General features: G+C 68.8%; 21 protein-coding genes. 12 read left to right on the top strand and 9 right to left on the bottom strand.

The genetic code is table 11. The features are described from left to right. Positions 1 to 156: 156 nt before the first annotated feature. Positions 157 to 753 carry an SGNH/GDSL hydrolase family protein gene (locus tag PROPJV5_RS06835; RefSeq protein WP_119715578.1) on the top strand — a complete coding sequence of 199 codons (597 nt, stop codon included), beginning with the start codon at positions 157 to 159 and terminating at the stop codon, positions 751 to 753. Between the two features lie 70 nt (positions 754 to 823). Further along, positions 824 to 1,717: an arginase family protein gene (locus PROPJV5_RS06830; RefSeq protein WP_119715577.1), complete on the top strand. Its 894-nt coding sequence runs from the start codon at positions 824 to 826 to the stop codon at positions 1,715 to 1,717. Positions 1,718 to 1,833: 116 nt separating this feature from the next. On the opposite strand, the gene dnaB is transcribed toward PROPJV5_RS06830, so the two are convergent. Next, positions 1,834 to 3,174: a replicative DNA helicase gene (dnaB, locus tag PROPJV5_RS06825; RefSeq protein WP_119715621.1), complete on the bottom strand. Its 1,341-nt coding sequence runs from the start codon at positions 3,172 to 3,174 to the stop codon at positions 1,834 to 1,836. Between the two features lie 672 nt (positions 3,175 to 3,846). Here dnaB and PROPJV5_RS06820 point away from each other — a divergent pair. The 8 genes from PROPJV5_RS06820 to PROPJV5_RS06785 all read left to right on the top strand — a co-directional run bounded on the left by PROPJV5_RS06820 (position 3,847) and on the right by PROPJV5_RS06785 (position 11,267). Then, on the top strand, positions 3,847 to 4,203 hold the full coding sequence (locus PROPJV5_RS06820) for a metal-sensitive transcriptional regulator (RefSeq protein WP_239018417.1): 357 nt from the start codon (positions 3,847 to 3,849) through the stop codon (positions 4,201 to 4,203). Positions 4,204 to 4,284: 81 nt separating this feature from the next. Next, positions 4,285 to 4,497: a heavy-metal-associated domain-containing protein gene (locus PROPJV5_RS06815; protein ID WP_119715576.1), complete on the top strand. Its 213-nt coding sequence runs from the start codon at positions 4,285 to 4,287 to the stop codon at positions 4,495 to 4,497. A 135-nt stretch (positions 4,498 to 4,632) separates the two neighbouring features. Beyond that, positions 4,633 to 6,906 (top strand): heavy metal translocating P-type ATPase, encoded by a 2,274-nt coding sequence (locus tag PROPJV5_RS06810; RefSeq protein ID WP_119715575.1) that lies wholly within the window; start codon positions 4,633 to 4,635, stop codon positions 6,904 to 6,906. A 56-nt stretch (positions 6,907 to 6,962) separates the two neighbouring features. Further along, positions 6,963 to 7,649, top strand: a complete 687-nt coding sequence (locus PROPJV5_RS06805; protein WP_182858608.1) for a response regulator transcription factor — start codon at positions 6,963 to 6,965, stop codon at positions 7,647 to 7,649. 116 nt (positions 7,650 to 7,765) lie between these two features. Continuing rightward, positions 7,766 to 8,668 (top strand): ABC transporter ATP-binding protein, encoded by a 903-nt coding sequence (locus PROPJV5_RS06800; RefSeq protein ID WP_182858607.1) that lies wholly within the window; start codon positions 7,766 to 7,768, stop codon positions 8,666 to 8,668. A 1-nt stretch (position 8,669) separates the two neighbouring features. Beyond that, positions 8,670 to 9,497 carry a hypothetical protein gene (locus PROPJV5_RS06795; protein ID WP_119715572.1) on the top strand — a complete coding sequence of 276 codons (828 nt, stop codon included), beginning with the start codon at positions 8,670 to 8,672 and terminating at the stop codon, positions 9,495 to 9,497. Positions 9,498 to 9,509: 12 nt separating this feature from the next. Further along, positions 9,510 to 10,412 (top strand): sensor histidine kinase, encoded by a 903-nt coding sequence (locus PROPJV5_RS06790; protein WP_119715571.1) that lies wholly within the window; start codon positions 9,510 to 9,512, stop codon positions 10,410 to 10,412. 129 nt (positions 10,413 to 10,541) lie between these two features. Beyond that, positions 10,542 to 11,267, top strand: a complete 726-nt coding sequence (locus tag PROPJV5_RS06785) for a hypothetical protein (protein WP_147385377.1) — start codon at positions 10,542 to 10,544, stop codon at positions 11,265 to 11,267. Between the two features lie 301 nt (positions 11,268 to 11,568). Here the strand turns inward: PROPJV5_RS06785 and PROPJV5_RS06780 are convergent, their stop codons facing one another. The 8 genes from PROPJV5_RS06780 to PROPJV5_RS06745 all read right to left on the bottom strand — a co-directional run bounded on the left by PROPJV5_RS06780 (position 11,569) and on the right by PROPJV5_RS06745 (position 20,298). Continuing rightward, complete coding sequence (locus PROPJV5_RS06780; RefSeq protein ID WP_119715569.1) at positions 11,569 to 11,943, bottom strand: FKBP-type peptidyl-prolyl cis-trans isomerase; 375 nt, start codon at positions 11,941 to 11,943, stop codon at positions 11,569 to 11,571. A 52-nt stretch (positions 11,944 to 11,995) separates the two neighbouring features. Beyond that, positions 11,996 to 12,643: a nucleoside/nucleotide kinase family protein gene (locus PROPJV5_RS06775; protein WP_239018416.1), complete on the bottom strand. Its 648-nt coding sequence runs from the start codon at positions 12,641 to 12,643 to the stop codon at positions 11,996 to 11,998. Beyond that, positions 12,631 to 14,019, bottom strand: coding sequence for a flagellar basal body-associated FliL family protein (locus tag PROPJV5_RS06770; RefSeq protein ID WP_119715568.1), 1,389 nt, complete (start codon positions 14,017 to 14,019; stop codon positions 12,631 to 12,633). Before PROPJV5_RS06770 ends, PROPJV5_RS06775 begins: the two co-directional genes overlap by 13 nt. Before the next feature lie 266 nt (positions 14,020 to 14,285). Next, positions 14,286 to 15,431, bottom strand: coding sequence for a hypothetical protein (locus PROPJV5_RS06765; RefSeq protein ID WP_119715567.1), 1,146 nt, complete (start codon positions 15,429 to 15,431; stop codon positions 14,286 to 14,288). A gap of 119 nt (positions 15,432 to 15,550) precedes the next feature. Then, positions 15,551 to 16,582, bottom strand: a complete 1,032-nt coding sequence (locus PROPJV5_RS06760) for a hypothetical protein (protein WP_119715566.1) — start codon at positions 16,580 to 16,582, stop codon at positions 15,551 to 15,553. A gap of 8 nt (positions 16,583 to 16,590) precedes the next feature. Beyond that, a complete protein-coding gene (locus tag PROPJV5_RS06755) occupies positions 16,591 to 17,811 on the bottom strand; it encodes a hypothetical protein (RefSeq protein WP_119715565.1) in 1,221 nt (406 codons plus the stop codon). Positions 17,812 to 17,921: 110 nt separating this feature from the next. Continuing rightward, complete coding sequence (locus PROPJV5_RS06750) at positions 17,922 to 19,145, bottom strand: hypothetical protein (RefSeq protein WP_147385376.1); 1,224 nt, start codon at positions 19,143 to 19,145, stop codon at positions 17,922 to 17,924. Positions 19,146 to 19,212: 67 nt separating this feature from the next. Then, on the bottom strand, positions 19,213 to 20,298 hold the full coding sequence (locus PROPJV5_RS06745) for a heme biosynthesis HemY N-terminal domain-containing protein (protein WP_119715563.1): 1,086 nt from the start codon (positions 20,296 to 20,298) through the stop codon (positions 19,213 to 19,215). Positions 20,299 to 20,518: 220 nt separating this feature from the next. Here PROPJV5_RS06745 and PROPJV5_RS06740 point away from each other — a divergent pair, with 220 nt between their 5' ends. After that, positions 20,519 to 21,142 (top strand): 3'-5' exonuclease, encoded by a 624-nt coding sequence (locus PROPJV5_RS06740; protein ID WP_119715562.1) that lies wholly within the window; start codon positions 20,519 to 20,521, stop codon positions 21,140 to 21,142. 222 nt (positions 21,143 to 21,364) lie between these two features. Beyond that, positions 21,365 to 22,873, top strand: a complete 1,509-nt coding sequence (locus tag PROPJV5_RS06735) for a cytochrome ubiquinol oxidase subunit I (protein WP_119715561.1) — start codon at positions 21,365 to 21,367, stop codon at positions 22,871 to 22,873. Positions 22,874 to 22,894 lie beyond the last annotated feature (21 nt).

Raw genomic sequence — 22,894 nt, 5'->3', positions numbered from 1 at the left:
TCGTCCGACGCTGACGATCCTCGGGCCCATGCCGGCACTGGTTGAGGTCCTTCGCGGCTGGACCGCCAGTCCACGCGGCCGTGCCGAGGGGCTAGTCTCACTGGTGTGCCCGGGTGCACTGACGAGCCGGGAGACGTCCGCGGAAGGCAGGGTGAGATGGCCGCCACTGGGGTCCTGAGCGGGTTCAGGCGCATCGCGATCGTCGGCGACTCGATCGCCTACGGGCGGGCGGACGCCTCCGGCGGCTGGGCCCACCGGCTGGCCCAGCATCACATCGCCCTCGACGAACAGGCCAACCGCGTCTTCAACCTGTCGTGGCCCGGTGCGACGCTGCGCGTCCTGAGCCGGGCCACCGTCGACGAGGCCCTGTCGCGGCAGCCCGACGCGATCATCCTCGCCGCCGGGATCAATGACCTGGCCGGCGTGGACGGGGTCAGGGCGAGCCCGCTCGACGTGCTGACCCTCATGGACCTGACCGCCGACGCCCTCGCACGCCGTGGAGTAGGGGTCGTCGTCATGGGCCCGGGTTGGTTCGACGAGAAGGCCAACAAGACCGGGATGGGCCTGGACGTCACGCTGGAGGCGGCCGGCCTGCTGCGCCGGGCGCTGTCGCAGTGGGCGCCGGACAACGGCCACGGTTTCATCGACCCGTGGCCGGCGCTCGAAGGGCGCGCCGACCTGCTCGTTGACGGCATCCACCCCGGCCCCGAGGGCCACGAGCTGTTGTGGCAGGCGGTCAGGAGCGTTTACTGAACTCGGCCGCAAGGGGCCGGGCAGCCGGAACGGCAGGCATGACCGGTATGACGAGGACAAGGAGCAGAGAATGAGCATCACCGGCCCGAACAGCACGACCACTCTCCGTCTCGTCTGGCCGCAGTGGCAGGGCGCCGACGCGGCGAACGTCGCCGAACTGCTGCCCGGCATCGAGATCGACCGGGCCCGACGGGCCTATACGGTCGGCACGAAGGTGCTGCAGGCGATCCTGCCCGAGCACGCCGGGCCGACCCGCATCGTCCCCATCGACGGCGGCGACCCGGACGAGGGCTCCACCGGCGGGATCGAGTCACGCTCGGCGATCCGCGCCGGCCTCCGGGCCGCCCTCGAGGCCATCGAGTCCTGCCCCGGCGCCGAACGCATCTGCACCCTCGGCGGCGAGTGTTCCGTCTCCGTCGCCCCGTTCACCAGCCTCGCCGCCAGGTACGGCGACGACCTGGCCATCGTCTGGCTCGACGCGCATCCCGACGTCGACACCCCCGACACCGGTTACGACGGCTGGCACGCCATGGCCGTCAGCGCGCTCCTCGGGCGCGGCGACCCCGAACTCGTCGGCATGCTGCCCGCCACGGTCGACGCCTCGCGCGTCGCGCTCGCCGGACTGCACGACTGGGTCGAGGACGCCTACGCGCACGTCGGCGAGTGGGGCCTGTCATCCTTCGGCCCCGACGACCTGCGCGACAGCACGCGGCCGCTGCTTGACTGGCTCGCGTCGACCGGCGCGCACAGGGTCGCCATCCACCTCGACGTGGACGTCGTCGACTCCGACGAGGTCGTCCTCGGTCTCGGGCAGGTGCCCGGCGGGCTGACCGGCGCCCAGGTGCGCCGGGTCATCGGTGACCTGGCCGGCGCGGCCGACGTCGTCGGTCTGACGGTCGCCGAGTTCATCCCGCGCAGCGTCATCCGCCTTCAGACGATGCTCGCCGGTCTGCCCCTGCTCTGAGACGCAGACCGGCGAGGCGCGGCGATCGGCCGGATGCTCACTCGTGGTCGCAGAGGGCCTCGAGCCGGTCGCCGGCCAGGTAGACGGCGTACTCGCGGGCGCGGGCGGCGAGATCGTCACCGCTGCATGTCGACGAACCGCGAGTAGTGGCCCTGGAAGGCCGTGGTGACGGTGGCGGTCGGCCCGTTGCGGTGCTTGGCGACGATGAAGTCGGCCTCACCCGCGCGGGGGCTGTCCCGGTCGTAGGCGTCCTCACGGTGCAGGAGGATGACGACGTCGGCGTCCTGCTCCAGCGAGCCCGACTCGCGCAGATCGGACAGCATGGGCTTCTTGTCGTTGCGCTGCTCGGGCCCGCGGTTGAGCTGACAGAGCGCGATTACCGGGATCTGGAGCTCCTTGGCGAGCAGCTTGATCTGGCGGCTGAACTCGGAGACCTCGAGCTGGCGGCTCTCGACCTTGCGGCCCGAGCTCATCAGCTGCAGGTAGTCGATGATCACCAGGCGCAGGTCGTTGCGCTGGCGCAGCCGCCGGGCCTTGGAGCGGATCTCCATCATCGTCAGATTGGGCGAGTCGTCGATGAACAGCGGCGCCTCCTGCACGTGACCCGTCTTGCGGACGATCTGCTGCCAGTCGTCCTCGCTCATCTTGCCGTTGCGGATGTGGTTGAGCGGCACGCCCGCCTCGGCCGACAGCAGACGCATCACCAGCTCGGTCTTGCCCATCTCAAGGCTGAAGTAGACAGTGGTCAAGCCATTCTTCACCGCGGCCGAACGCGCCAGGTCGAGGGCGAGCGTGGACTTGCCGACCGCCGGCCTGGCCGCGACGATGACCATCTGGCCCGCGTGCAGGCCGTTGGTGAGTTCATCGAGCTCGGCGAAACCGGTGGGCACACCCGACATGGCGTCGTCGTGCGACTGGATCGCCTCCATCTCATCGATGGTCGGTTCCAGCAGGTCCTTCAACGACTGGTAGTCGTCGGAGGTGTTGATGTCCGACACCTCGTAGATCGCCTGCTGGGCCGCGTCGACGATGTCCGGCACATCGCCCGCGCCCTGGTAGCCGAGCTGGGAGATCTTCATGCTGGCCTCGACGAGGCGGCGCAGCGTCGCCTTGTCGTGGACGATCTGCGCGTAGTGGCCGGCGTTCGCCGCGATCGAGACCGACTGCATGAGGTCGATGAGATAGACCCGGCCCCCCACCCGCTCGAGCTCACCGGTCCTCTCGAGCTGGGCCGCGACCGTCACCGCATCGGCGGGCTCGCCGTGGCCGTAGAGCTCGATGATGGCGTTGAAGATCGCCTCGTGGTTGGGACGGTAGAAGTCGTCGGGGCGCAGCTCCTCGGTGACGTCGGCGATGGCGTCCTTGGACAGCAGCATGGCGCCCAGCACCGATTTCTCTGCGTCGATGTCCTGCGGGGGAACACGGTCGAGGGCCTCGGCAGGGGGCTCCTCGCTCATGATGGACGTGATGGTCATCGCCCTTCCCCTCCCATTGCTTCGTTCCCTGCAACCGGCCCGGTCCCACCAGTGGCACTCGGCACGCTAGAGGCCGCCACTGACAAAACCACCGGGCCGCTCCCCGGATGGAGAACCATCCGTTCGGGCCCCGGAGACCGGCTCGCGGGCCCTCACGCTAGCGCCGCGAACGCGGGGCGTTCAACGCGGGAGAAACCAAAGAAAACAGAGTTGTCCACAGGGGGTGTGGACAATTTCCGGGTAGGTGTGGAAGGCCGCGGCGTGTCGCGTGGACGACTTGTGCACAGCTCTGTGCGCTCACAGATTTTTCTCTATGAAAACCGACTTGACAAGCAAAGATAAGTATTTGCTGTGAGAAATTCTGTGAGAAGTGCGCCGTCTGGTCCCGATTTGAGCTTCCGGGACGCATGAGGTATGGCCCCGCCGCGCGCCATGGTTATCCACGACCGCGGTGTCGTGCTGTGGATAATGATGCACCGCCGCGAGGTGACGACGACCGGGTGACCCCTAAGGGTATTTCGCGCTCAACCACTAGGGGTTATGGGTGGCCGATGATTGACGGTTTGAGCATGTGGGGCAGGGTGGTTCATTCGCGTCTCGGATACCCCTCTAGGGTATTTGAAAATACCCTAGAGGGGTATTAGTCTCTTGGCTATGAGCGAGCTGAGGATCGCCGGCGAGGACGCCCGCACCACGTCCGAATGCTGCCAGGACCCGGAGTGCGGACACCATCACGGCTATCTCGACAACAAGGACAACTACCTCAAACGTCTGCGCCGCATCGAGGGGCAGGTGCGTGGCCTGCAGAAGATGGTCGAGGACGAGAAGTACTGCATCGACATCCTCACCCAGATCTCGGCCACGACGAAGGCCCTGCAATCCGTCGCCCTGGGGCTGCTCGACGAGCACATGAGCACCTGCGTCGTCCGCGCAGCGCGTGCCGGCGGTGACGAGGCCGAGATCAAACTGGCCGAGGCCCACGACGCCATCGCCAGGCTCGTCCGCTCCTGATCGCTCGGCTGCTCGAATCCCCAGGGCGGGCACCCGCCCGTTCCCGGGCACGAAGACACCACCACACATGAGGGGGAGAACATGACCACAGCCCACTACACCGTCACCGGCATGACCTGCGAGCACTGCGTCAACCACGTCACCGAAGAGGTCTCGGCCATCGATGGCGTCACCGACGTCAAGGTCACCCTCGACGACGGCTCCATGGTCGTCACCAGCGACGCCCCGGTCGACTTCGCGAAGATCGCCGAAGCCGTCGACGAGGCCGGCGACTACCAGGTCACTGCCGTCTGACGCCTGGCGGGGGCCCCACCGCGCAGATCGCCGATGCGCTGGCAGGCCCAGCCGGCGGCGCGCAGTGCCCCGGCCGCCGACGTCTCATTCCCACGACACGATGGAGCGCCCCATCCGGGCGCGGGAGGCACTGACATGACTGACACCGTGAGAACCGAGCCCGACTCGGGCGCCGGCAGGACCGCGTCGCCGGAGTTCTCGAGCATCGACCTCGACGTGCAGGGCATGACCTGCGCCTCCTGCGCCGCGCGCATCCAGAAGAAACTCAACAAGGTCGACGGCGTCCAGGCCGCGGTGAACTATGCGACGAACAAGGCGCACGTGCTGGCCCCCTACGGCACCAGCACGGAGTCACTCATCGAGGTGGTCCGCGCCGCCGGCTACGACGCCAGCCTGCCCGATCCCGCCGAGGACACCGAGGCCAGGGCCCGCGAGCACGCGGACCGGATCAGGCGCCGCCTCGTCTTCTCGGCCTGCATCGCCGTGCCGGTCATCCTCGTGTCGATGATCACCCCCCTGCAGTTCCCCGGGTGGCAGTGGGCGAGTCTCGTGCTCACCACCCCCGTACTGTTCTGGGGAGGCTGGAGCTTCCACCACTCCGCGTGGGTCAACCTCAGGCACGGCGCCTTCACGATGGACACGCTCATCTCCGTCGGCACGCTGGCCGCCTACTTCTGGAGTGCCTACTGCCTGCTCTTCGGCAATGCCGGAATGATCGGCATGAAGCACCCCTTCAGCCTTCACCTGATGCGCGCCGACAACCTCGACGCCGTCTACTTCGAGGCGGCCTGCGGCACCATCACCTTCATCCTCCTGGGCCGTTGGATCGAGGCCCGTTCCAAGTCCGAGGCCGGCTCGGCCCTGCGTGAGCTGCTCAAGATGGGGGCCAAACTCGTCCACGTCCTCGACGACGACGGGACCGAGACCACCAAGCCGATCGAGACCCTCACGGTGGGCCGGCGTTTCGTCGTCCGCCCCGGCGAGAAGGTCGCCTCGGACGGCGAGGTCGTCGAGGGCAATTCGGCCATCGACGCCCACGTCATCACGGGCGAGTCCGTTCCCGTCGAGGTCGGCCCGGGCGACCGGGTCGTCGGCGCCACGCTCAACACCACGGGCCGCATCGTCGTGCGGGCCACGGCCGTGGGCGCCGACACCCAGCTGGCCCAGATCGCCCACCTCGTCGAACAGGCCCAGACCGGCAAGTCCAATGCCCAACGCCTGGCCGACCGGATCGCCTCCGTGTTCGTGCCGGTCGTCATCGGTATCGCCCTCGTCACCCTGCTCGGCTGGCTCATCGCAGGCGCAGGCGCCAGTTTCGCCATCACCGCGGGCGTCTCGGTGCTCATCATCAGCTGTCCCTGCGCCCTCGGCCTGGCCACCCCGACCGCCCTGCTCGCAGGCACCGGGCGCGGCGCCCAGCTCGGTGTCGTCATCCGCGGCCCCGAGGCCCTGGAACAGGCGCGGACCATCGACACGGTCGTCATGGACAAGACCGGCACCCTCACCAGGGGCGAGATGAGCGTTCAGCGGGTCGTGCCGGCCGACGGCGAGGACGACGCCACCGTCCTCGCCAACGCCGCGGCGCTCGAGGCCGGCTCGGAGCACCCGATCGCCGAGGCCATCGTCGCCAGGGCCGCGGAGCAGGGAGCCGTGCCACCGGCCGACGGCTTCCGCATCATCCCGGGCCGCGGCGTACAGGCCGATCTCGAGGGCAGGACGGCCTTCGCGGGCAACACGGCCCTCATGGAGGAGCAGGCCCTGCCGATCCCCGGCCCGCTCACCGAGGCCGCCGACACCGCCTCAGCTCAGGGGGCGACGGTCGTCTTCGTCGCCTGGTCGGGCGCCGTCCGCGGGGTCATCGCCGTCTCCGACGAGGTCGCCGACAACTCGGCGCGAGCCGTCGAGCGCCTCCACGCGCTGGGCCTGCGCACGGTCATGCTGACCGGCGACAACGAGCGGGCGGCCGGCCACGTGGCCTCCCAGGTGGGCATCGATGAGGTGCACGCCCAGGTGCTGCCCGAGCAGAAGCTGTCCGTCATCACCGACCTGCGCGAGAAGGGCCACCGGGTCGCCATGATCGGTGACGGCGTGAACGACGCCGCCGCCCTGGCCGCCGCCGAGCTCGGCATCGCCATGGGCACCGGCACCGACGCTGCCATCGCGGCCAGTGACCTGACGCTCATGCGCCACGACCTCATGCTCGCCGTCGACGCCATCGACCTCTCGCGCGCCACGCTGCGCACCATCCACGGCAACCTGTTCTGGGCCTTCTTCTACAACGTGTGCGCCATCCCGATCGCCGCGGCAGGCCTGCTCAACCCGATGATCGCCGGTGCCGCCATGGCGTTCAGCTCGGTCTTCGTCGTGACGAACAGCCTGCGCCTGCGCGGCTTCCGGCCGACGCGCTGAGCCTCGGGACGGACGCGGGCCGGGCCCCAGCGGTCTGCCGCTGGCACAATGGCGCCGTGGACTCCGAACCCGTGGTGTTGATCGTCGAGGACGACAAACAGGCCGGCCGGCTGCTCGGCGACATTTTCGCCGAGCAGGGCTGGCGCGTCGTCGCGGCACGCACCGGGCCCGACGGCATCCGTATGGCCCACGCCGAGCACCCCGACCTGGTGCTCCTCGACCTCATGCTGCCCTTCAAGAGCGGAGACGAGGTCCTCGCCGCGATCCGCGCCGAGTCACAGGTGCCCGTCATCGTCGTCTCCGCCCGCGAGACCACCCGGACCAAGATCGACCTGCTGCACATGGGCGCCGACGACTACGTCACCAAGCCCTTCGACGTCGACGAGGTCGTCGCCCGAGCCGAGGCTGCGCTGCGCCGCGCCGGCAGCGCGGGGACGGTCGGGGTCGTCCACGAGGCCGCCGGCCTGCTGCTCGACGAAACCGAGCGGCGGGCCACCGCCGGCGGCCACGAACTCGCCCTCACGAGCACCGAGTTCGGCCTGCTCACCGCACTCATCCGTGCCCCGCGCCTGGTCCTGTCCAAACCCCAGCTCTACGCCGAGGTGTGGGGAGCCGAGGCCGGATACGACGAGCGCACCGTCAACACGCACATGTCGAATCTGCGTCGCAAGATCCGCGAGGCCAGCGGAGACGACCCGATTCGCACCGTCTGGGGCATCGGCTACACGCTGCGCCCGGCCTGAACTCGTCGTTTCTTGAGGAATTCTTGACCCGTCTCTTCACATTTTCTTGAGATCCGCCCATGAGGATCGTCCCATCAGTCAGACAGCGGGGCGCGTCCCCGGGACAGGAGTGGGCGATGGAGACCATCATCCGCACACAGGGCCTCACCAAGGCGTATGGGCGACTCAGAGCCCTCGACGAGGTGTCGATCGAGGTGCAGCCGGGACAGATCTACGGTCTGGTCGGCCAGAACGGGGCCGGGAAGACGACGCTCATCCGGCTGCTCACGGGACTGGCCAGGCCCACGAGCGGCAGCATCGAACTGTTCGGCCACGCCACGGGACTGAACGAGCAGCGGCACAGAATCGGTGCCCTCATCGACGCCCCTGCCCTCAGCCTCGACCTCACCGCCCGCCAGAACCTGGAGGCCCTGCGCATCCAGCGCGGGCTGGCAGGCCGGCACTGGGTGGACGAGGCCCTCGACCTCGTCGGCCTCGCCGACACCGGGAAGAAGAACGCGCGCGCCTTCTCCCTCGGCATGCGTCAGCGGCTCGGTCTCGCCGCCGCCTTCCTCGGCAATCCCGAGCTGCTCATCCTCGACGAACCCGTCAACGGCCTCGACCCCACCTGGATGGTCACGATCCGCCGGGAGCTCGTCCGCCGCACCCACGAGGAGGGCGCGACGATCCTCGTCTCCTCGCACCTGCTCGCCGAACTCGACCTGTTCGCCAGCTGGTACGGCTTCATCCACCACGGCCGACTGGCCCAGCAGATCAGTGCCGAGCAACTGCACGCACGGTGCGAGCGGGGCCTGCGGATCGCCGTCGACGACCCGGCCCGGGCGGTCACCGTCCTGGAGGAGTCCCTCGGCATCAGGCGCTACACCGTCACCGGAAACGAGATCGTCCTGACCGAGCGCCTGGACGAGGCCGCCGCCATCAACGCCGGGCTCGTGGCCGCCGGCATCGCCGTCAGTGCCCTGGAGGCCCGCTCGATGAGCCTCGAGGACTACTTCACCGAGATCGTGAAAGGAGCCTGAGATGTTCGTCAACATCATGCGCGCCGACCTCTACCGCTTCACCCGCTCACGCTTCGCGAAGACCATCATCCCGTCATTCGCGCTCGTCATCGGCTTTCTCTGTCTCTTCATCCAGGGTGAGGGGGTCTTCTCCTTCGGCGGCGCTGTCGGCCAGAAGGATGGCGTGGCCCTCATCGACGGCTTCGTCGGTTTCGCCTACGCCGACCCCGACAACCCGCAGTTCTGGGAGCTGGTCTACTCGGCGTCGTGCTTCGGCATCATCGCCCTGTTCGCCATGATGATCACGATGACGACGATCACCACTGCCGACGACCGCTCCGGCATCACGAAGCTCGCCGTTGCGGCCGGCCAGTCGCAGGTGAAGCTGTTCTGCTCCAAGCTCGTCGTCGGTCTCCTCGTCACGGGCGTGCTGTGGTTCGCGCACAACGGCCTCACCATGGGGCTGGTGCTCGTCGGCGAGCACCAGTCACTCACCGGCGCCCAGGTGCGCACCTGGCTCGGTTTCGTCACGGTGCAGTTCTGCGTGTACACGGTGGTCATGCTCCTGGGCGCCACGGCGGCCCTCCTCACGTCCAGCCGTATCGTCTCGCTCATCCTGCTGGTCGTCCTCGTCATGGCCCATCCGATCGCCATGTCGTTCGGCGGCGATGAGCCGGGCAGGGTCTTCGAATTCGTCACCTCGATCAACCCGGTGCGCCACGTCTACCAGATCTCCCGGTACTGGGCCGAGCCCGAACTGCTCACCCAGGCGTGGATCCTCGTCGGTGTCGGGATCCCGCTGCTCCTGGCGGCCTGCGTGGCGCGGCTGCGCAACCGCGAGCTGAGCTGACAGGATCGAGGCATGATCGGATGGATCGCGGCGGGCGTGCTGGCGCTCGCCGCGATCCTGCTCGCGCAACGCCCCCGGCGCCTGCGCGCCCGCATCGGGGAGCTGCGAGCCCAGGTCGCCGATCGCAGGTCTACAGGGGCGCAGGCGCCCCTGGTGGTGGACACCCGAGACGACGAGCTGGAGGCCCTGGCCGCCGAGATCGACCTGGCCTGGCGGGACGGGCAGGAACGCCTGGCCGCGGCCGAGCGGCGCGAGGAGCGGCTGCGCCGCGAGATCGCCAACATCTCGCACGACCTGAAGACCCCGATGATCGCCGTGAAGGGCTATCTGCAGCTGGTCGAACGGGACGGTCCCCACGCCGTCCCCGGCCGGCTGGATGTGGTGCTGGCAAGGGTGGATGATCTGTCCCGGCTCGTCGACGACTTCTTCGAGCTGAGCGTCCTGGACTCGGCCGATCACACGCTCCGCCTGGAGAGGGCCGATGCGACGGACCTCGTCTCCCAGGCCCTGCTCGGCTTCCAGACGCACTTCGCTGCGGGCGGCGCCGAACCAGTCGTCACCCTGCCGCCCACGTCGCTGCCGGTGCGCGTCGACGTCACGGCGTTCACCAGGGTCATCACCAACCTCGTCTCGAACGCCCTCGTCCACGGCGGGGGAGCCCTGCGCGTCGAACTGTCCCGGGACGCCGACACGGCCGTGCTCGTCGTGGCGAACCCGGCGGCGGGAATCGACGAGACCGACGTGCGGCACCTGTTCGAGCGCTCCTGGCGCGCCGACCCGGCGCGCAGCGGCCCGCACGCGGGACTCGGGCTGTCCATCGTCGCCGAACTCGTGGACAGGATGGGCGGCACGGTCCACGCAGCCCTTGACGACAAGGACATCGTCCTCACCGTGAGGCTGCCGCTCGCCGAGTGAACCGAAGTCGTCGGGGCGGCTGAGGGCCGCACTGAGCCGACCGGTAGTCTCGGCGCAGTGCGGTTGCCCGCCGGGCGCCTGACGATGATGACCAACACTCCACGAGTCCCGCACGCGAAGGGCCTGACCATGAGCATGAGCCATGACAAGAAGATCACCTACCCGATCACGGGTGAGTGGTGGGGCGACCCCGACGCCGAGCCCGTGCCCACGCCCGCTCCGGACGAGAACGGCGAGATCCACTACCAGCCCTACTCCGTGACGGTTCCCTGGGAGGAGGCATGGCGGCTCAACAAGAGCGTGCTCCTGTCCGACGCTCGCGCCGTCGAGGCGGGCCAGGGCATCGGCGACTCCGACGAGAGCAATTGGCTGACCTATGGGGTCACCTTCGTCTGCCAGTTCGTGGGCGCGCTGTCACTGGCGTGCAGCATGCTCACCGACCTCGGCACGCGGATGCGGGCCGCCGTCGACTCCGGCGAGCCCGTGCTCGTGCCGGACTGGCTGGCCGAACGCGGTGCCGGTCTGGCCCCCGAGGATCTTCCCCAGCTCGTGGCCACGACACTGGGACAGCGGCTCGTCACCGAGTCCGAGCAGCAGGCCGAGGTCGCCGCCCGCGCCTACGCCATGCTCGTCGTCCGTGCCGCCCTCGCCGGCGACCGCCACGAGTTCTGCGAGCTCGTCAACGAGCAGGCCGAACCCGAATGGCTCGTCCCCGGCCTGCAGGACGTCTGTATCACCATCGCCGTCTCATGCGCCGGCATCGGCTGGGGCGCCGAACTCGCCCCGTCACGTGTCATCGAGATGACCGAGTACAGCTGGGCCGGGGAACTGGCTGCGGGCCTGCTGCGGCGATGAACCGACCGGACTCATCTTCACAGAAAATCCACTGACAGCACATAGCTTGTTCTCGCGTTTGAGAGTGATTATCTTCTCCATGGATCGAGGGCAGGCCCTCGGGTCGGCCACTCAATCCATATGGGGTGCGATTCCCCCTCCTGTGGATCGAGGGGAATCGGAATCCGCGCACTGCGCGGAACGCTGCTCCGCCGAGATGGGCTTGGGGGTTGCCTAGATCTCGGAGCCGGAGCGGTGATGGTGGGCTCGGCGACGTCGGATGCGCCGAGCCCACCGCTCTGTTACGGGCCCTTGCCGCGGCTCAGTGCACGTCGACGAGGTCACAGACGAACACGAGCGTCTCGTTCGGTTTGATGACGCCACCGACCCCGCGTGCGCCATAGCCCATGTGCGGGGGAATGACGAGCTGGCGCCTGCCGCCGACCCTCATGCCCTGGACACCCCTGTCCCAGCCGGTGATGACCTGACCGGCGCCGAGCCGAAAGGTCAGCGGTTGCCCGCGGTCGTAGCTCGAATCGAACTCCTCGCCGGTGCTCAGCGCGACGCCCACGTAGTGCACGTCGACGAGTGAGCCTGCTGTTGCCTCGGTGCCATCGCCCGTGGCCAGGTCCTCGACCATGAGGCTGGTGGGGGCGGCGGACGGTAGGGTGACGTCGGGTTTGGTGGGATTGGTCATGGGCTCAGCCTAAATGGGCAGACCAAGCCCGCCTGGACGCGGTGCACCGGGTTCAGCGGCCCTCGACGATCACGTCGGCGTTCTTCGCGCTCTCGCGGATCACGCGCGCGTTCTCCTCATCGGGGCCGTTCGCCCACGCAGCAGCCGCGTCCGGCGACTTGCCGGTGGCGATGTGACGGGCGACCAGTCGTTCCAACCGGACGGCGGCATCCAGTGACACGAACCAGCTCTCGTCGAGGTGGGCACGGATGCGCGCCCACGGCTCGGTGTCGAGCAGAAGATAGTTGCCCTCGAGGATGACGAGCGGCACGCTTGCCGGCACCTCGATCGCTCCAGTGACGCCGTTGTGCAGTTCGCGGCGGTACTCCGGAGCCCAGACGGTCGGCTCATCCGCCGCTTTCAGGCGTCTCACCAGAGCCAGGAAACCCCAGGCGTCCATCGTGTCGGGAGCACCCTTGCGCTCGGCCAGCCCCAGCCGCTCCAACTGCTGCTGGGCCAAGTGGAAACCGTCCATCGGGACGACGACGGCCGCCCCGCCCAGGAAGTCCTGGAGCGAGGCGGCCAGCGTCGACTTGCCAGACCCGGGTTCCCCGGCGATGCCGAGGAGACGTCGTCCGTCACGGGCCAGACCGGCTGCCCGCGCCGGGGCGTCCCCGGCCGGGACCGTCGCCGGGACGGAAGAGCCGGTCAGTCCTCCCACTTGACCACGAGGTCCGGGTCGGTCACGTCGATGTACGGGGACCCGAAGTACCAGCCCGTTTCCACCCCGAAGAGGGTCTTGTGCACGCTGCACTCGCCGTGCTGACCGTCCTTGCTGCAGCCGACCGTGGTGTCGATGGTGCCGAGGTCGGCGTAGGACGCCGAGAGGATGGTCGGTCCCTTGAGGCCGAGAGAGGGGGACACCGACTGCAGCTTGGCGGCCTCCGCGGCGTTCTGCGAACGCTTGACGGTGCCCTCGTCGAGGGTCTCGCCGGTCTCCCAGGTGGCCGGGAGCGGTTCTCCGCAGCCGGAGTCGAGCCGGTTGGAGGCCAGGCACTCGGTGGCCGCGGCGACGACCTTCTCGCGGAACATCTGCTTGCCTGCCTCGGAGACCGCGACATCAGGGATGTCGAGAATGAGTTCTTCGGGGCTGTAGGCCTCGATCTCGCCGTCCTCGATCGTCAGGTACTTGTTGTCGGTGGTGACGTTGTAGCTCCCGGGGAAGACGTACGGCGAATCGCTGTCCGGCGTGACCCCGTTGACCTGGATCTCAACATCCTCGAGCAGGCTCAGCGGCAGGGTGGAGGGCGCCTCCACGACGGGATCGTTGTTGCTGTAGAAGGAAACCACGAGCGAGGTTCGGGTGGCCGTGTCGTCGATGGTGTAGCTGACGGGGACCAGGTACTCGATGTCGGAGCCGGTGACCTGCTGTGCGTCCTCGACGGCGATGTCCGTGATCGGTGCACGCTCGTTGGAATCCTTGAGCACGTCGTTGGTGAGCAGGGACGTGTCGCTCAGCGAGTCGGAAAGGTACCCCTTGGCCTTGTTGGCGTCGCCCTCGGAGATGGCGGTGATGTAGCCCTGGACGGCCTGCTTGGCCTTCCGTTCCTTCGAACCGCCCCGGAGGAGGGCGAAGGCCAGCACGCTGGCGATGATCAGCGCAAGGACGATCGCGCCGATGATGATGACCAGTTTCTTGGAGTTCGACTTGGGCGGGGAACCCGCGGGGCCGGCCGGTGCACCCGCGTACGCGGTCTGCCCCGGGTAGGCGTTGGGCTGCCCAGGGTAGGCGTTGGGCTGGCCCGGCCAGGCGCCCTGCTGGGGCTGCTGTGCCGGGTTGGGCTGCGTGGGGCCCTGGGCGGTGAAGGCGGTGGGCTGCGGCTGCGTCGCCGGCTGCCCGTATCCCTGCTGGGGCCGGTATCCCTGTTGCGGCTGCTGCTGCCACGGCGCGTTCGGATTCGGGGCGCCCTGGTTTCCCATGGGGTTCTGGCTCGGGGCGCCCTGGCCGGGTTGCCAGCCGCTGTTCGGCTGGGAGGGCTGGTTCGCCCAGTTGTTCTGCCCGGCGCCGCCTGCGCCCGGCTGCTGAGGTGTGCTCATAGGGGGTTGGTCCTCTCCTGTGGGATAGCCATTCTAGGAGAATGCGCCGTCCGGAACGCGGTGTCCACGATGGGATCCCCTGGTTCTGGCCATGCCATGAATAGGGTGTTCATGGGTGATGACCCCTACTATGCCCTGATTGTCTCGCGCTGAACAGGCCGCCGACGGCGCTGATCGGCCGCATGCGTCGGCGCCGCACGTCCCCGGCATCTCAGAGGGCCGGCCATGAAGCCCGCCCTCGGTGAGCCGGGTCGGTGCTGGTGGGGTCAGGCGTTCCAGGCGACCGCGAGGTCGGGGTCGGTCAGGTCGATGGACGGGGAACCGAAGAAGCGCCACCTGCCGTGACTGGTGATCTCACGATTGGTCCAGGTGTCGCCCACGCGGCAGGTGACGGTGATGTCGACGCGGCCGAGGTCGATGAAGGGAGCCCAGAGGGCGTTCGGTTCGAAGGGTTTGAAGCGGGGGGTCACCGTTTCGAGCAGGACCGCCTGGCTGGAGTCCTGCCTGCGGTGGACGGAATCCTCCCGGATCTCCTCGCACTCCGAGAGGCCCTCCGGGTACCGGGGCACGTCGATGCCGCAGCCGGCGTCGAGTCTGGTGGAGGCCAGGCACTCCTGGGCTGCGGCGACGACTTTTTCGCGGAACATGCGCACGCCGGCCTCGGAGGCCACCACCTCGTTCTCCGTGCCGAGGGAATCGTAGAAGTACTCGGTCGGGTCGATGGCGGCGATGGGCTCTCCGGTGACGTCGAGGTACTCGTTGTTGGACGCCAGCTCGTAGGTGCCGGGGAAGACGGTCGGCGAGCTGGTGGCGGGGATGGCGCCGTTGACCGTGATACCGACGTCGGGGGACCCGTGCAGCGACAGCTCGGAGGCGTTGAAGATGGTCGGATCATCGGAGCGACTCACGCTCAACAGGGCGGAGACCTCCACGCCACCGACGCGGTAGCCGACACGCACCCACTGGTGGGTGACGATACGTCTGTCCCTGGTCACCTCGCCGACGGTGATGTCGGTCATCGGGGCGAGCTCGTTCGAGACCCGGAGCACCTCGTCGGTGAGCAGGGAGTCGTCGTCGACCTCCAGGTAGCCGCGGGCCGTCTCGGCGTCCCCCTCGGCGATGGCGGTGAGATAGGTCCGGGCGGCCTCCTGGGCGGCCCGTTCCGCGGTCCGCAGGGCGGAGCGGTCCGCGACGATTGCTGCCGTCATGGCGCCGATGAGCAGGGTGAGGACGAGCGCGCCGATGGCGATGAGTTGCGCGGGCTGCGGCGTGCCGGCCGGGCCCGCCGGGGCGGGTACCCCGGTGTGCGGGGTCTGTCCCGGCCGCCAGCCGTCGGAGGGCCGGGCCGGTCGGCTCGCCCAGTCGTGGGCCGCTCCGGCGCCGTCTGCGCCGGACTGCCGGGGTGCGCTCATGGTGGGGTCCTCTCCTGCGGGCCATCATGGCAGGGACAGGGCCGCCTCGCCAGAGCGGACTGCGTCGGAACAGGGGGTGTGCCCCAGGTGGTCGCGGCGGCCCGTGTCGGTGTGGCGGGTCATCTGTCCCAGACGACCGCGAGATCGGGGTCGGTCAGGTCGATGGACGGGGAACCGAAGAAGAGGCCCCGGATCTGGCTGTAGTCGGCGATCTCGCGGCTGCTCCAGGTGTCGCCGGTGCGGCAACTGACGGTGACGGTGAAGCGGCCGAGCTCGGTGAACAGGACCTTGATGATGGTCGGCTCCCAATGGTCGGGTTCGGGGGTCACCGTTTCGAGCCGGGCTGCCTGGCCGGCGTCCAGGTGGCGTTGGACGGAGTCCTCACCGATCTCCTCACATTCGGGTACCGAGTCGGGGTACTGGGGTATCGCGTGGATTCCGCAGCCGGGGTCGAGCCTGGTGGAGGCCAGGCATTCGGTGGCCTCGGCGACGACCTTGCCGCGGAACATCTGGATGCCGGCCTCGGAGACGACCAGCTCGTTCTCCACAGAGGGGCCGTAGGGCGCGATGCTCGTGTCCGTGGCCGCGATGGGCTCGCCGGCGATCTCGAGGTACTCGTTGCTGGCCTCCAGCAGATAGCTGCCGGGGAAGACGTTCGGTTCATCGGTGGCGGGGATGGCGCCATTGACCGTGAAGTCGACGTCGGTGAACTCGGCCAGCCACAACCAGGACACGCTGGTGATGACCAGGCCACCGGCGGTCTCCACTCGCATGACGGTGGAGACCTCCTCCCCGAGGGTGTAGGCGACCTGCACGTCGTAGACGCCGTCTTCGAGCCAGTTCTTGGTGGCGCGGCCGACGGTGATGTCGGTCATGGGGGCGCGCGCACGGGATTCCTCGAGTACCTCGTCGGTGAGCAGGGAGTCGTCGTCGACCTCGCCCAGATAGCCGCGGGCCGTTTCGGCGTCTCCCTCGGCGACGGCGGTGAGATAGGCCCCGACCGTCTCCCTGGCCGCCTGCCCGTCCCGGTGCCCGATGGCGGCCCGGTGCCAGATGGCGGTCGCCAGCGCGACACCGATGACCAGGGACAGGAGGACGGTAGCGACGACGGCCGTGCGCTTCGTGGTGTTCGGGGTGGTGTGCGGTCTCATGGCGGTACTCAGCCCTCCCAGGCGAGCGCGAGGTCGGGGTCGGTCAGGTCGATGGACGGGGCGCTGAAACGAGTGGCCTCGGTGGGGCCGTACAACTGCTGCTCGGTCCAGGTGTCGCCCGTGCGGCAGGTGGCGGTGGGCGTGAAGTAGCCGAGATCGGTGGGGCCGGCCGTGATGGTCATCGGGGCCCCGGCCTTGAGCTTGGGCGTGAACGACTCCAGTTTGGCTGCCTCCTCGGGTTCCTGCCGACGGTGGACGGAGTCCTCACGGACCTCCTCGCACCGTGGATTGTTGTTCGGGTACTGGGGCACTTTGGTGCCGCAGCCGGGGCTGAGTTTGGTGGAGGCCAGGCATTCCCGGGCGGCGGCGATGACTTTGTCGCGGAACATCTGCACGCCGGCCTCGGAGACGGCCAACTCATTGCCGGCGGCAGCGGCGGAGTAACTGTGCTCGGACGGGTCGGTGGCGGCGATGGGGTCGCCGGTGATCTCGAGGTACTCGTTGCTCGCCGCGATCTTGTAGTTGCCGGGGAAGACGGCCGGTCTGTTCGTGTCGGGGATGACGCCGTTGACCGTGACGTCGATGTCGCCGAACCCGGTCAGCCACAGCGAGGAGAGGCTGGCGACACCGGCGCTCTTGACCGCGGTGGACGAGTTCTGGCGGGGGAGGGACACATCCATGATGGTCGAGACCGTCTCGTCTCCGATCCGGTAGGAGACCCGCACCTGGTAGTCCGTGCTGATGTAGCGCGAGTGCCTCACCCTGCCGACGGAGATGTCGGTCATCGGGGCGAGCTCGTTCGAGACGCGGAGCACCTCGCCGGTGAGCAGGGAGTCGTCGTCGACCTCGCTCAGGTAGCCGCGCGCCTTCTCGGCGTCCCCCTCGGCGACCGCGGTGAGGTACTCCCTGACGATCCGCCTGGCGCGGCCCTCGTTCGAGTTCACGGCGGTGCTCAGCGTGACGGCGGCGATGAGCATGGCCAGGAGGACCGCGGCGACGATGACGACCGTCGCCCTCGATCCGCCGGTGGACGCCACGGCGAGAGCCGGGCGCCCCGCCCGCCCGGTGACGGCGCCCTGCACGGACGCAGGTGCTGCGGCCGTGGGTTCGTGGCCCGGGCCGGCCGCCGCTGGGCTCGGCCACCAGCCGTCGGCGGGCCTGGCCGGCCGGCTCGCCCAGTCGGCCGGCTGCCCGGCGTCGCCGTCGCCGGGGTGCTGGGGTGTGCTCATGGGCGTGCTCCTCTCCGCGGCACCATCATCCCAGGCGCGCGGTCGCCGGCCGGGCGTGTCATGAACCGTGCGGGCGGCGCCCGGGTCGCACGTGGGCCGTGCCGGCGTGCTCAGCGGCCCCAGACGACCGCGAGGTCCGGGTCGGTCAGGTCGATGGAGGCGGTGCCGAAATAGGTGGCCTCATAGCTGTACAGTCGCTGTTCGGTCCAGGTGTCGCCCTGGCGGCAGGTGGCGGTGACCTCGATGTCGCCGAGTTGGGTGGAAACGGCCTCGAGGGTTGTCGGCGGACCGAGCCTGTGGACGGGCGTGACATTTTGCAGCTTGGCGGCCTCCTCGGGCTCCTGCCAGCGGTGGACCGAGTCCTCGCGGACCTCTTCGCATCGTAACTCTCTGTCCGGGCGTTGCGGCACCCAGGTGCCGCAGCCGGGACTGAGCCTGGTGGAGGCCAGGCATTCGGTGGCCTCGGCGACGACCTTCTCGCGGAACATCTGCACGCCGGCCTCGGAGACGCCCACGGTGTTCTTCTCGCGCCGCCCGTCGGGACCCGTGTCGAAGGGGGAATAGGCGTTCCCGGCCGGGTCGAGGGCCGCGATGGGGTCGCCGGTGATCTCGAGGTACTCGTTGCTCACCGCCAACTCATAGGTGCCGGGGAAGACGTCGGGATAGTCCGTGTCGGGAGTGACGCCATTGACCGTGAAGTCGACGTCTTCGAACAAACTCAGTGACAGTCTTGTGTGGTCCGTGATGGTCACGATTTTCTTGCTGGGCAGGAGTGACCTCCTGCTGGTGATGAACACCGTCATGGTGGTCGAGACGGATTCGTCCCCGATGTCATAGGAGGCCTGCACCAGGTAGTCGTTGGCGTGTTCGCTGCTCGCTGTGACACTGCCGACGGTGATGTTCGTCATCGGGGCGAGCTCGTTCGAGACGCGGAGCACCTCGTCGGTGAGCAGGGACTCGTCAGCGGAGGAGTAGGACAGGAAGCCCTTGGCCTTGTCGGCGTCTCCCTCGGCGACCGCGGTGAGGTACTCCTCGACGATCTTCCTGGACAGGTCCTCGTCGGAGCCACCCAGGGCGGTGCGCGTCAGGGCGGCGCCGATGATCAGCGCCAGCACGACCGCGCCGATGATGATGACTGCCCGGGTCCTCCTTGGTCGAGTGGTGCGACCCGTCGGAGCGGGCGTGCCGCCCGGCGTGGGCCAGGCCCCCGCATAGGGGCCCTGGCCGGGCCACGCGTTCTGGGGGGCCTGGCCGGGCCACGCGTTCTGGGGGGCCTGGCCGCCCATCGGGAACGGGCCCGGTGCGCCGTGGACCGGTGGCTGGGGTGTGCTCATGGAATGATCCTTCCTGGTCGGGGCGAGCCGGACGAACGGGCCGGCCCGGACAGGGCGTGCCGGCGGGTCAGGTGGTCCACATGATCTTCCGGTCCGGATCGGTCAGGTCGAGGGACGGGGAACCGAACCGGGTGCCCGGGTCGTACCGGTCCATTTCACGTTCGCTCCAGGTGTCGCCCTGGCGGCAGGTGGCGGTGAGCCTGATGCGGCCGAGCTGGTCACCATCTGCCCTGATGACGGTCGGTGACCCGATCTTGGGTTCGGGTGTCACCGAGTGCAGCCTGGCGGCCTCCTCGGGCTCCTGCCAGCGGTGGACCGAGCCCTCCCTGACCTCGGCGCACTTGAAGTAGAGGGCCGGGTCCGGGTGCTGGGGCATCACGGCGCCGCAGCCCGGGTCGAGCCTGGTGGAGGCCAGGCACCTCTCGGCCTCGGCGACGACCTTGTCGCGGAACAGTTCCACGCCTGCTTCGGAGACGGCCAGATGGCTCTCCTTCGACGGGGTGTAGTCCTCCTTGGCGACGTCGGTTGCCGCGACGTCGCCGCGGACGATCTCGAGGTACTCGCTGGCGGGCGCCACCGTGTAGCTGCCGGGGAAGACGGCCGGGGCGTTGCTGCGCGCGGTGACGCCGTTGACCGTGACCTCGGCACCCCTGTACTGGTCCAGCCTCAGACGCGTGAGGCTGATGACCACGGGATCGTCGGGGGAGCTGATGACCTGCACCTCGACGGTGGTGGACACCGTGTCCTCGCCGACGGTGTAGGAGACCGGCACGTGATAGGTGGCCGATCGGTCCTGATCCTTGGTGGCCTCGCCGACGTCGATGCCGCTCATCGGCGCGCGTTCCTTCGAGGCCCGGAGCACCTCGTCGGTGAGCAGGGAGTCGTCCCCGGAATAGTTGCGAGAGGTGTCCAGATGGCTGCGGGCCCGGTCCGCGTCCCCCTCGGCGACGGCGGTCAGGTAGTCCTCGACGACCTCCCGGGCCTTCCCCAGCGTCCCGCGGTCGCGCACCCAGCTGGTCACGATGCCGGCGGCGACCATCGCGAGGGCGAGGGCGATGACGATGCCGACGATGAGCCGCTGGTTCACGGGACGTCGCCCGGCGGGTTTCGGGGCGGCGGGCAGGCCGGTGCCCGGCGGCTGGGGTGCGCTCACGAGGTCGATCTCCTTCCATGGAGACGGGTCGTCCGGGGTGACCGGTCTGGGGTGATGTTCCGAACCTACCGGTCTTGGTGGTCCCCGGTCATGGGGATTGGGACATTTCGAGGCGAGGGTCCTGGCCGTTGTGGTGAGACGGCCGGGCTCCGGCCGGTCGTGGGCGCCGGGTCGATGGACGGGGCTCGGGCCGGTCGGTGCCGGGTGCAAGAATCGCTGCATGCCCGGATACGCAGTGCTCGACCTCGAGACGACCGGATTCTCGCCGAGAATGGGCGACCGGATCGTCGAGATAGGCGTCGTGCTGCTCGACGAGCAGGGCCGCAGGCAGGGGGAGTGGGGCACGCTCATCCAACCGGGCCGCGATGTGGGGGCCACCGCCGTGCACCACATCACCGAACGCGATGTCGCCGCCGCCCCCACCCTGGGACAGGTCACCGGGCGTCTCGTCGACCAGCTGCGCGGCAGGCTCGTCGTCGCGCACAACGCGTCCTTCGACGTGTCCTTCCTCGACTCCGAGCTGCGGCGCGTCGGCACCGAGCTGCCGCCGGAGCGGATGCCCTCGGCCTGCACGATGCGCCTGGGCCGCAGGCTGCTGAGCCCCCGCCCGCCCACCTTCAAGCTCGCCGACTGCTGCCGGGCGGCGGGCGTCAACCTGGAGCACGCCCACTCCGCCCTGGGGGATGCGCGGGCCACCGCGGAACTGTTCGGCGTCTACATGGGCATGGCCGATGCCCTCGATGGCCCCGTGCCCTGGTCACGGGCCCGTGGCCGGGCCGAGGCCTACGCCTGGCCGGCGGGTCTCACCGACCCCGCCGACGCCCCCCTCCTCCTGCGGGCATAGCCTCCCAGTGGGTTCTCCCCCGGCTGGGGAGCGCCGTGTTCACAACAGGTGAAATGACCGGAAGAATCCTCTCCGACAAGGAATTTCTCTGGCTGTTTTGTATGGCTGGGGCCAGACCTAAACAGTTGTCGAGAGGTTCGGGGGGCGGACTCGTCAGCCGGACGCGAACGGTGCGATCCCTGATTTTTGCGTCAGGGTGTCGCAGGGCCTAGCCTGCCTGCCATGGACGCTGAGGTTCTCTCGCGGTGGCAGTTCGGCATCACCACCGTTTACCACTTCCTCTTCGTACCCATCACCATCGGCATCACCTGGCTCATCGCCGGGATGCAGACCGCCTGGATGCGTACGCGAGACGACCAATGGCTGCGCCTGGTGAAGTTCTTCGCCAAGCTCATGCTCATCAATTTCGCCGCCGGTGTCGTCACCGGCATCGTGCAGGAGTTCCAGTTCGGCATGAACTGGTCGGAGTACTCACGGTTCGTCGGCGACATCTTCGGCGCACCCCTGGCGCTCGAGGCCCTGATCGCCTTCTTCATGGAGTCAACCTTCATCGGCCTGTGGATCTTCGGCTGGAACCGGCTGCCCAGGGCGCTGCACCTGGCCTGCATCTACCTCGTCGCCCTCGGCAGCACCGCCTCGGCCGCCTTCATCCTGTCGGCCAACTGCTGGATGCAGAACCCGGTCGGCGCCGTCTACAACGAGGCGGCGGGACGCGCCGAGCTGTCGAGCTTCACCGATGTGCTCACCAATCCCTTCTTCCTCGCCACCTTCCCGCACCAGATCGGCGCCTCACTCATGGTCGCCGGCGCCCTGCTGCTCGGCGTGAGCGGCTGGTGGCTCGCCGCCAAGCGGCGTGAGGCCCTGGCCGACGCAGGCGGGCAGGCCGACGTCGACACGTGGCGCAAGTCCGCCCGCCTGGGCGCCTGGGTGCTGCTGTTCGCCGGCGCCGCCACCCTCGTCTCGGGTGACCTGCAGGCCCAGGTCGAGACCCAGTACCAGCCCATGAAACTGGCCGCGTCCGAGGGACTCATCGAGGCCGAGGAGGGCGCGCCGTTCTCCATCGTCGCCATCATCACCACCGAGGGCGAGGGCGCCGAGACCACCTACCACAAGGTGCTCAGCATCGAGGTGCCCTACGTGCTGTCGGTCCTCGCCCAGCACGACCCGAACGCCACCGTCCAGGGCATCCAGGACCTGCGCCAGCAGTACCTCGACGAGGGCTACCGGGACAACGACGGCGAGGTCAACCAGCTGCAGGAGGCATTCGCCGCCGAACTCAGGGACATGCCGGTCGACCCGGTGCCGAACGTGATGGTGAGCTTCTACAGCTTCCGCCTCATGATCGCCCTCGGCTGCCTGGCCATCGGCATCGGTGCCGTCATGCTGTGGCTCACCCGCGCCGGCCGTGTCCCCGGCGGGGGCCGTCTCTACACCGCCGTCATGGTGTGTCTGCCGTTCCTGCCGCTGTTCGCCAACTCCTTCGGCTGGATCTTCACCGAGATGGGCCGTCAACCCTGGATCGTCTATGGCGTCCTGCCCACCGCCGCCGGCGTCTCACCGGGCAACAGCGCACTCGACGTGCTCCTCACGATGGTCCTGTACACGCTGATCTACGCCGCCGTGGCCGTGGTCGTGCTGAAGCTGTTCATCCGGACGATCAGGGAAGGTCTGCCCGAACTGGTCGCTCCCGCCGCGAGCGACACCGACCGCCCGATGTCCTTCGCGTACTGAGAGGTGACCGACCCATGCTGA

Origin of the sequence: Propionibacterium ruminifibrarum (genome assembly GCF_900289195.1) — a bacterium.
GTDB classification, from domain to species: domain Bacteria; phylum Actinomycetota; class Actinomycetes; order Propionibacteriales; family Propionibacteriaceae; genus Propionibacterium; species Propionibacterium ruminifibrarum.
This window is presented reverse-complemented; position numbering and strand designations above follow the sequence as displayed.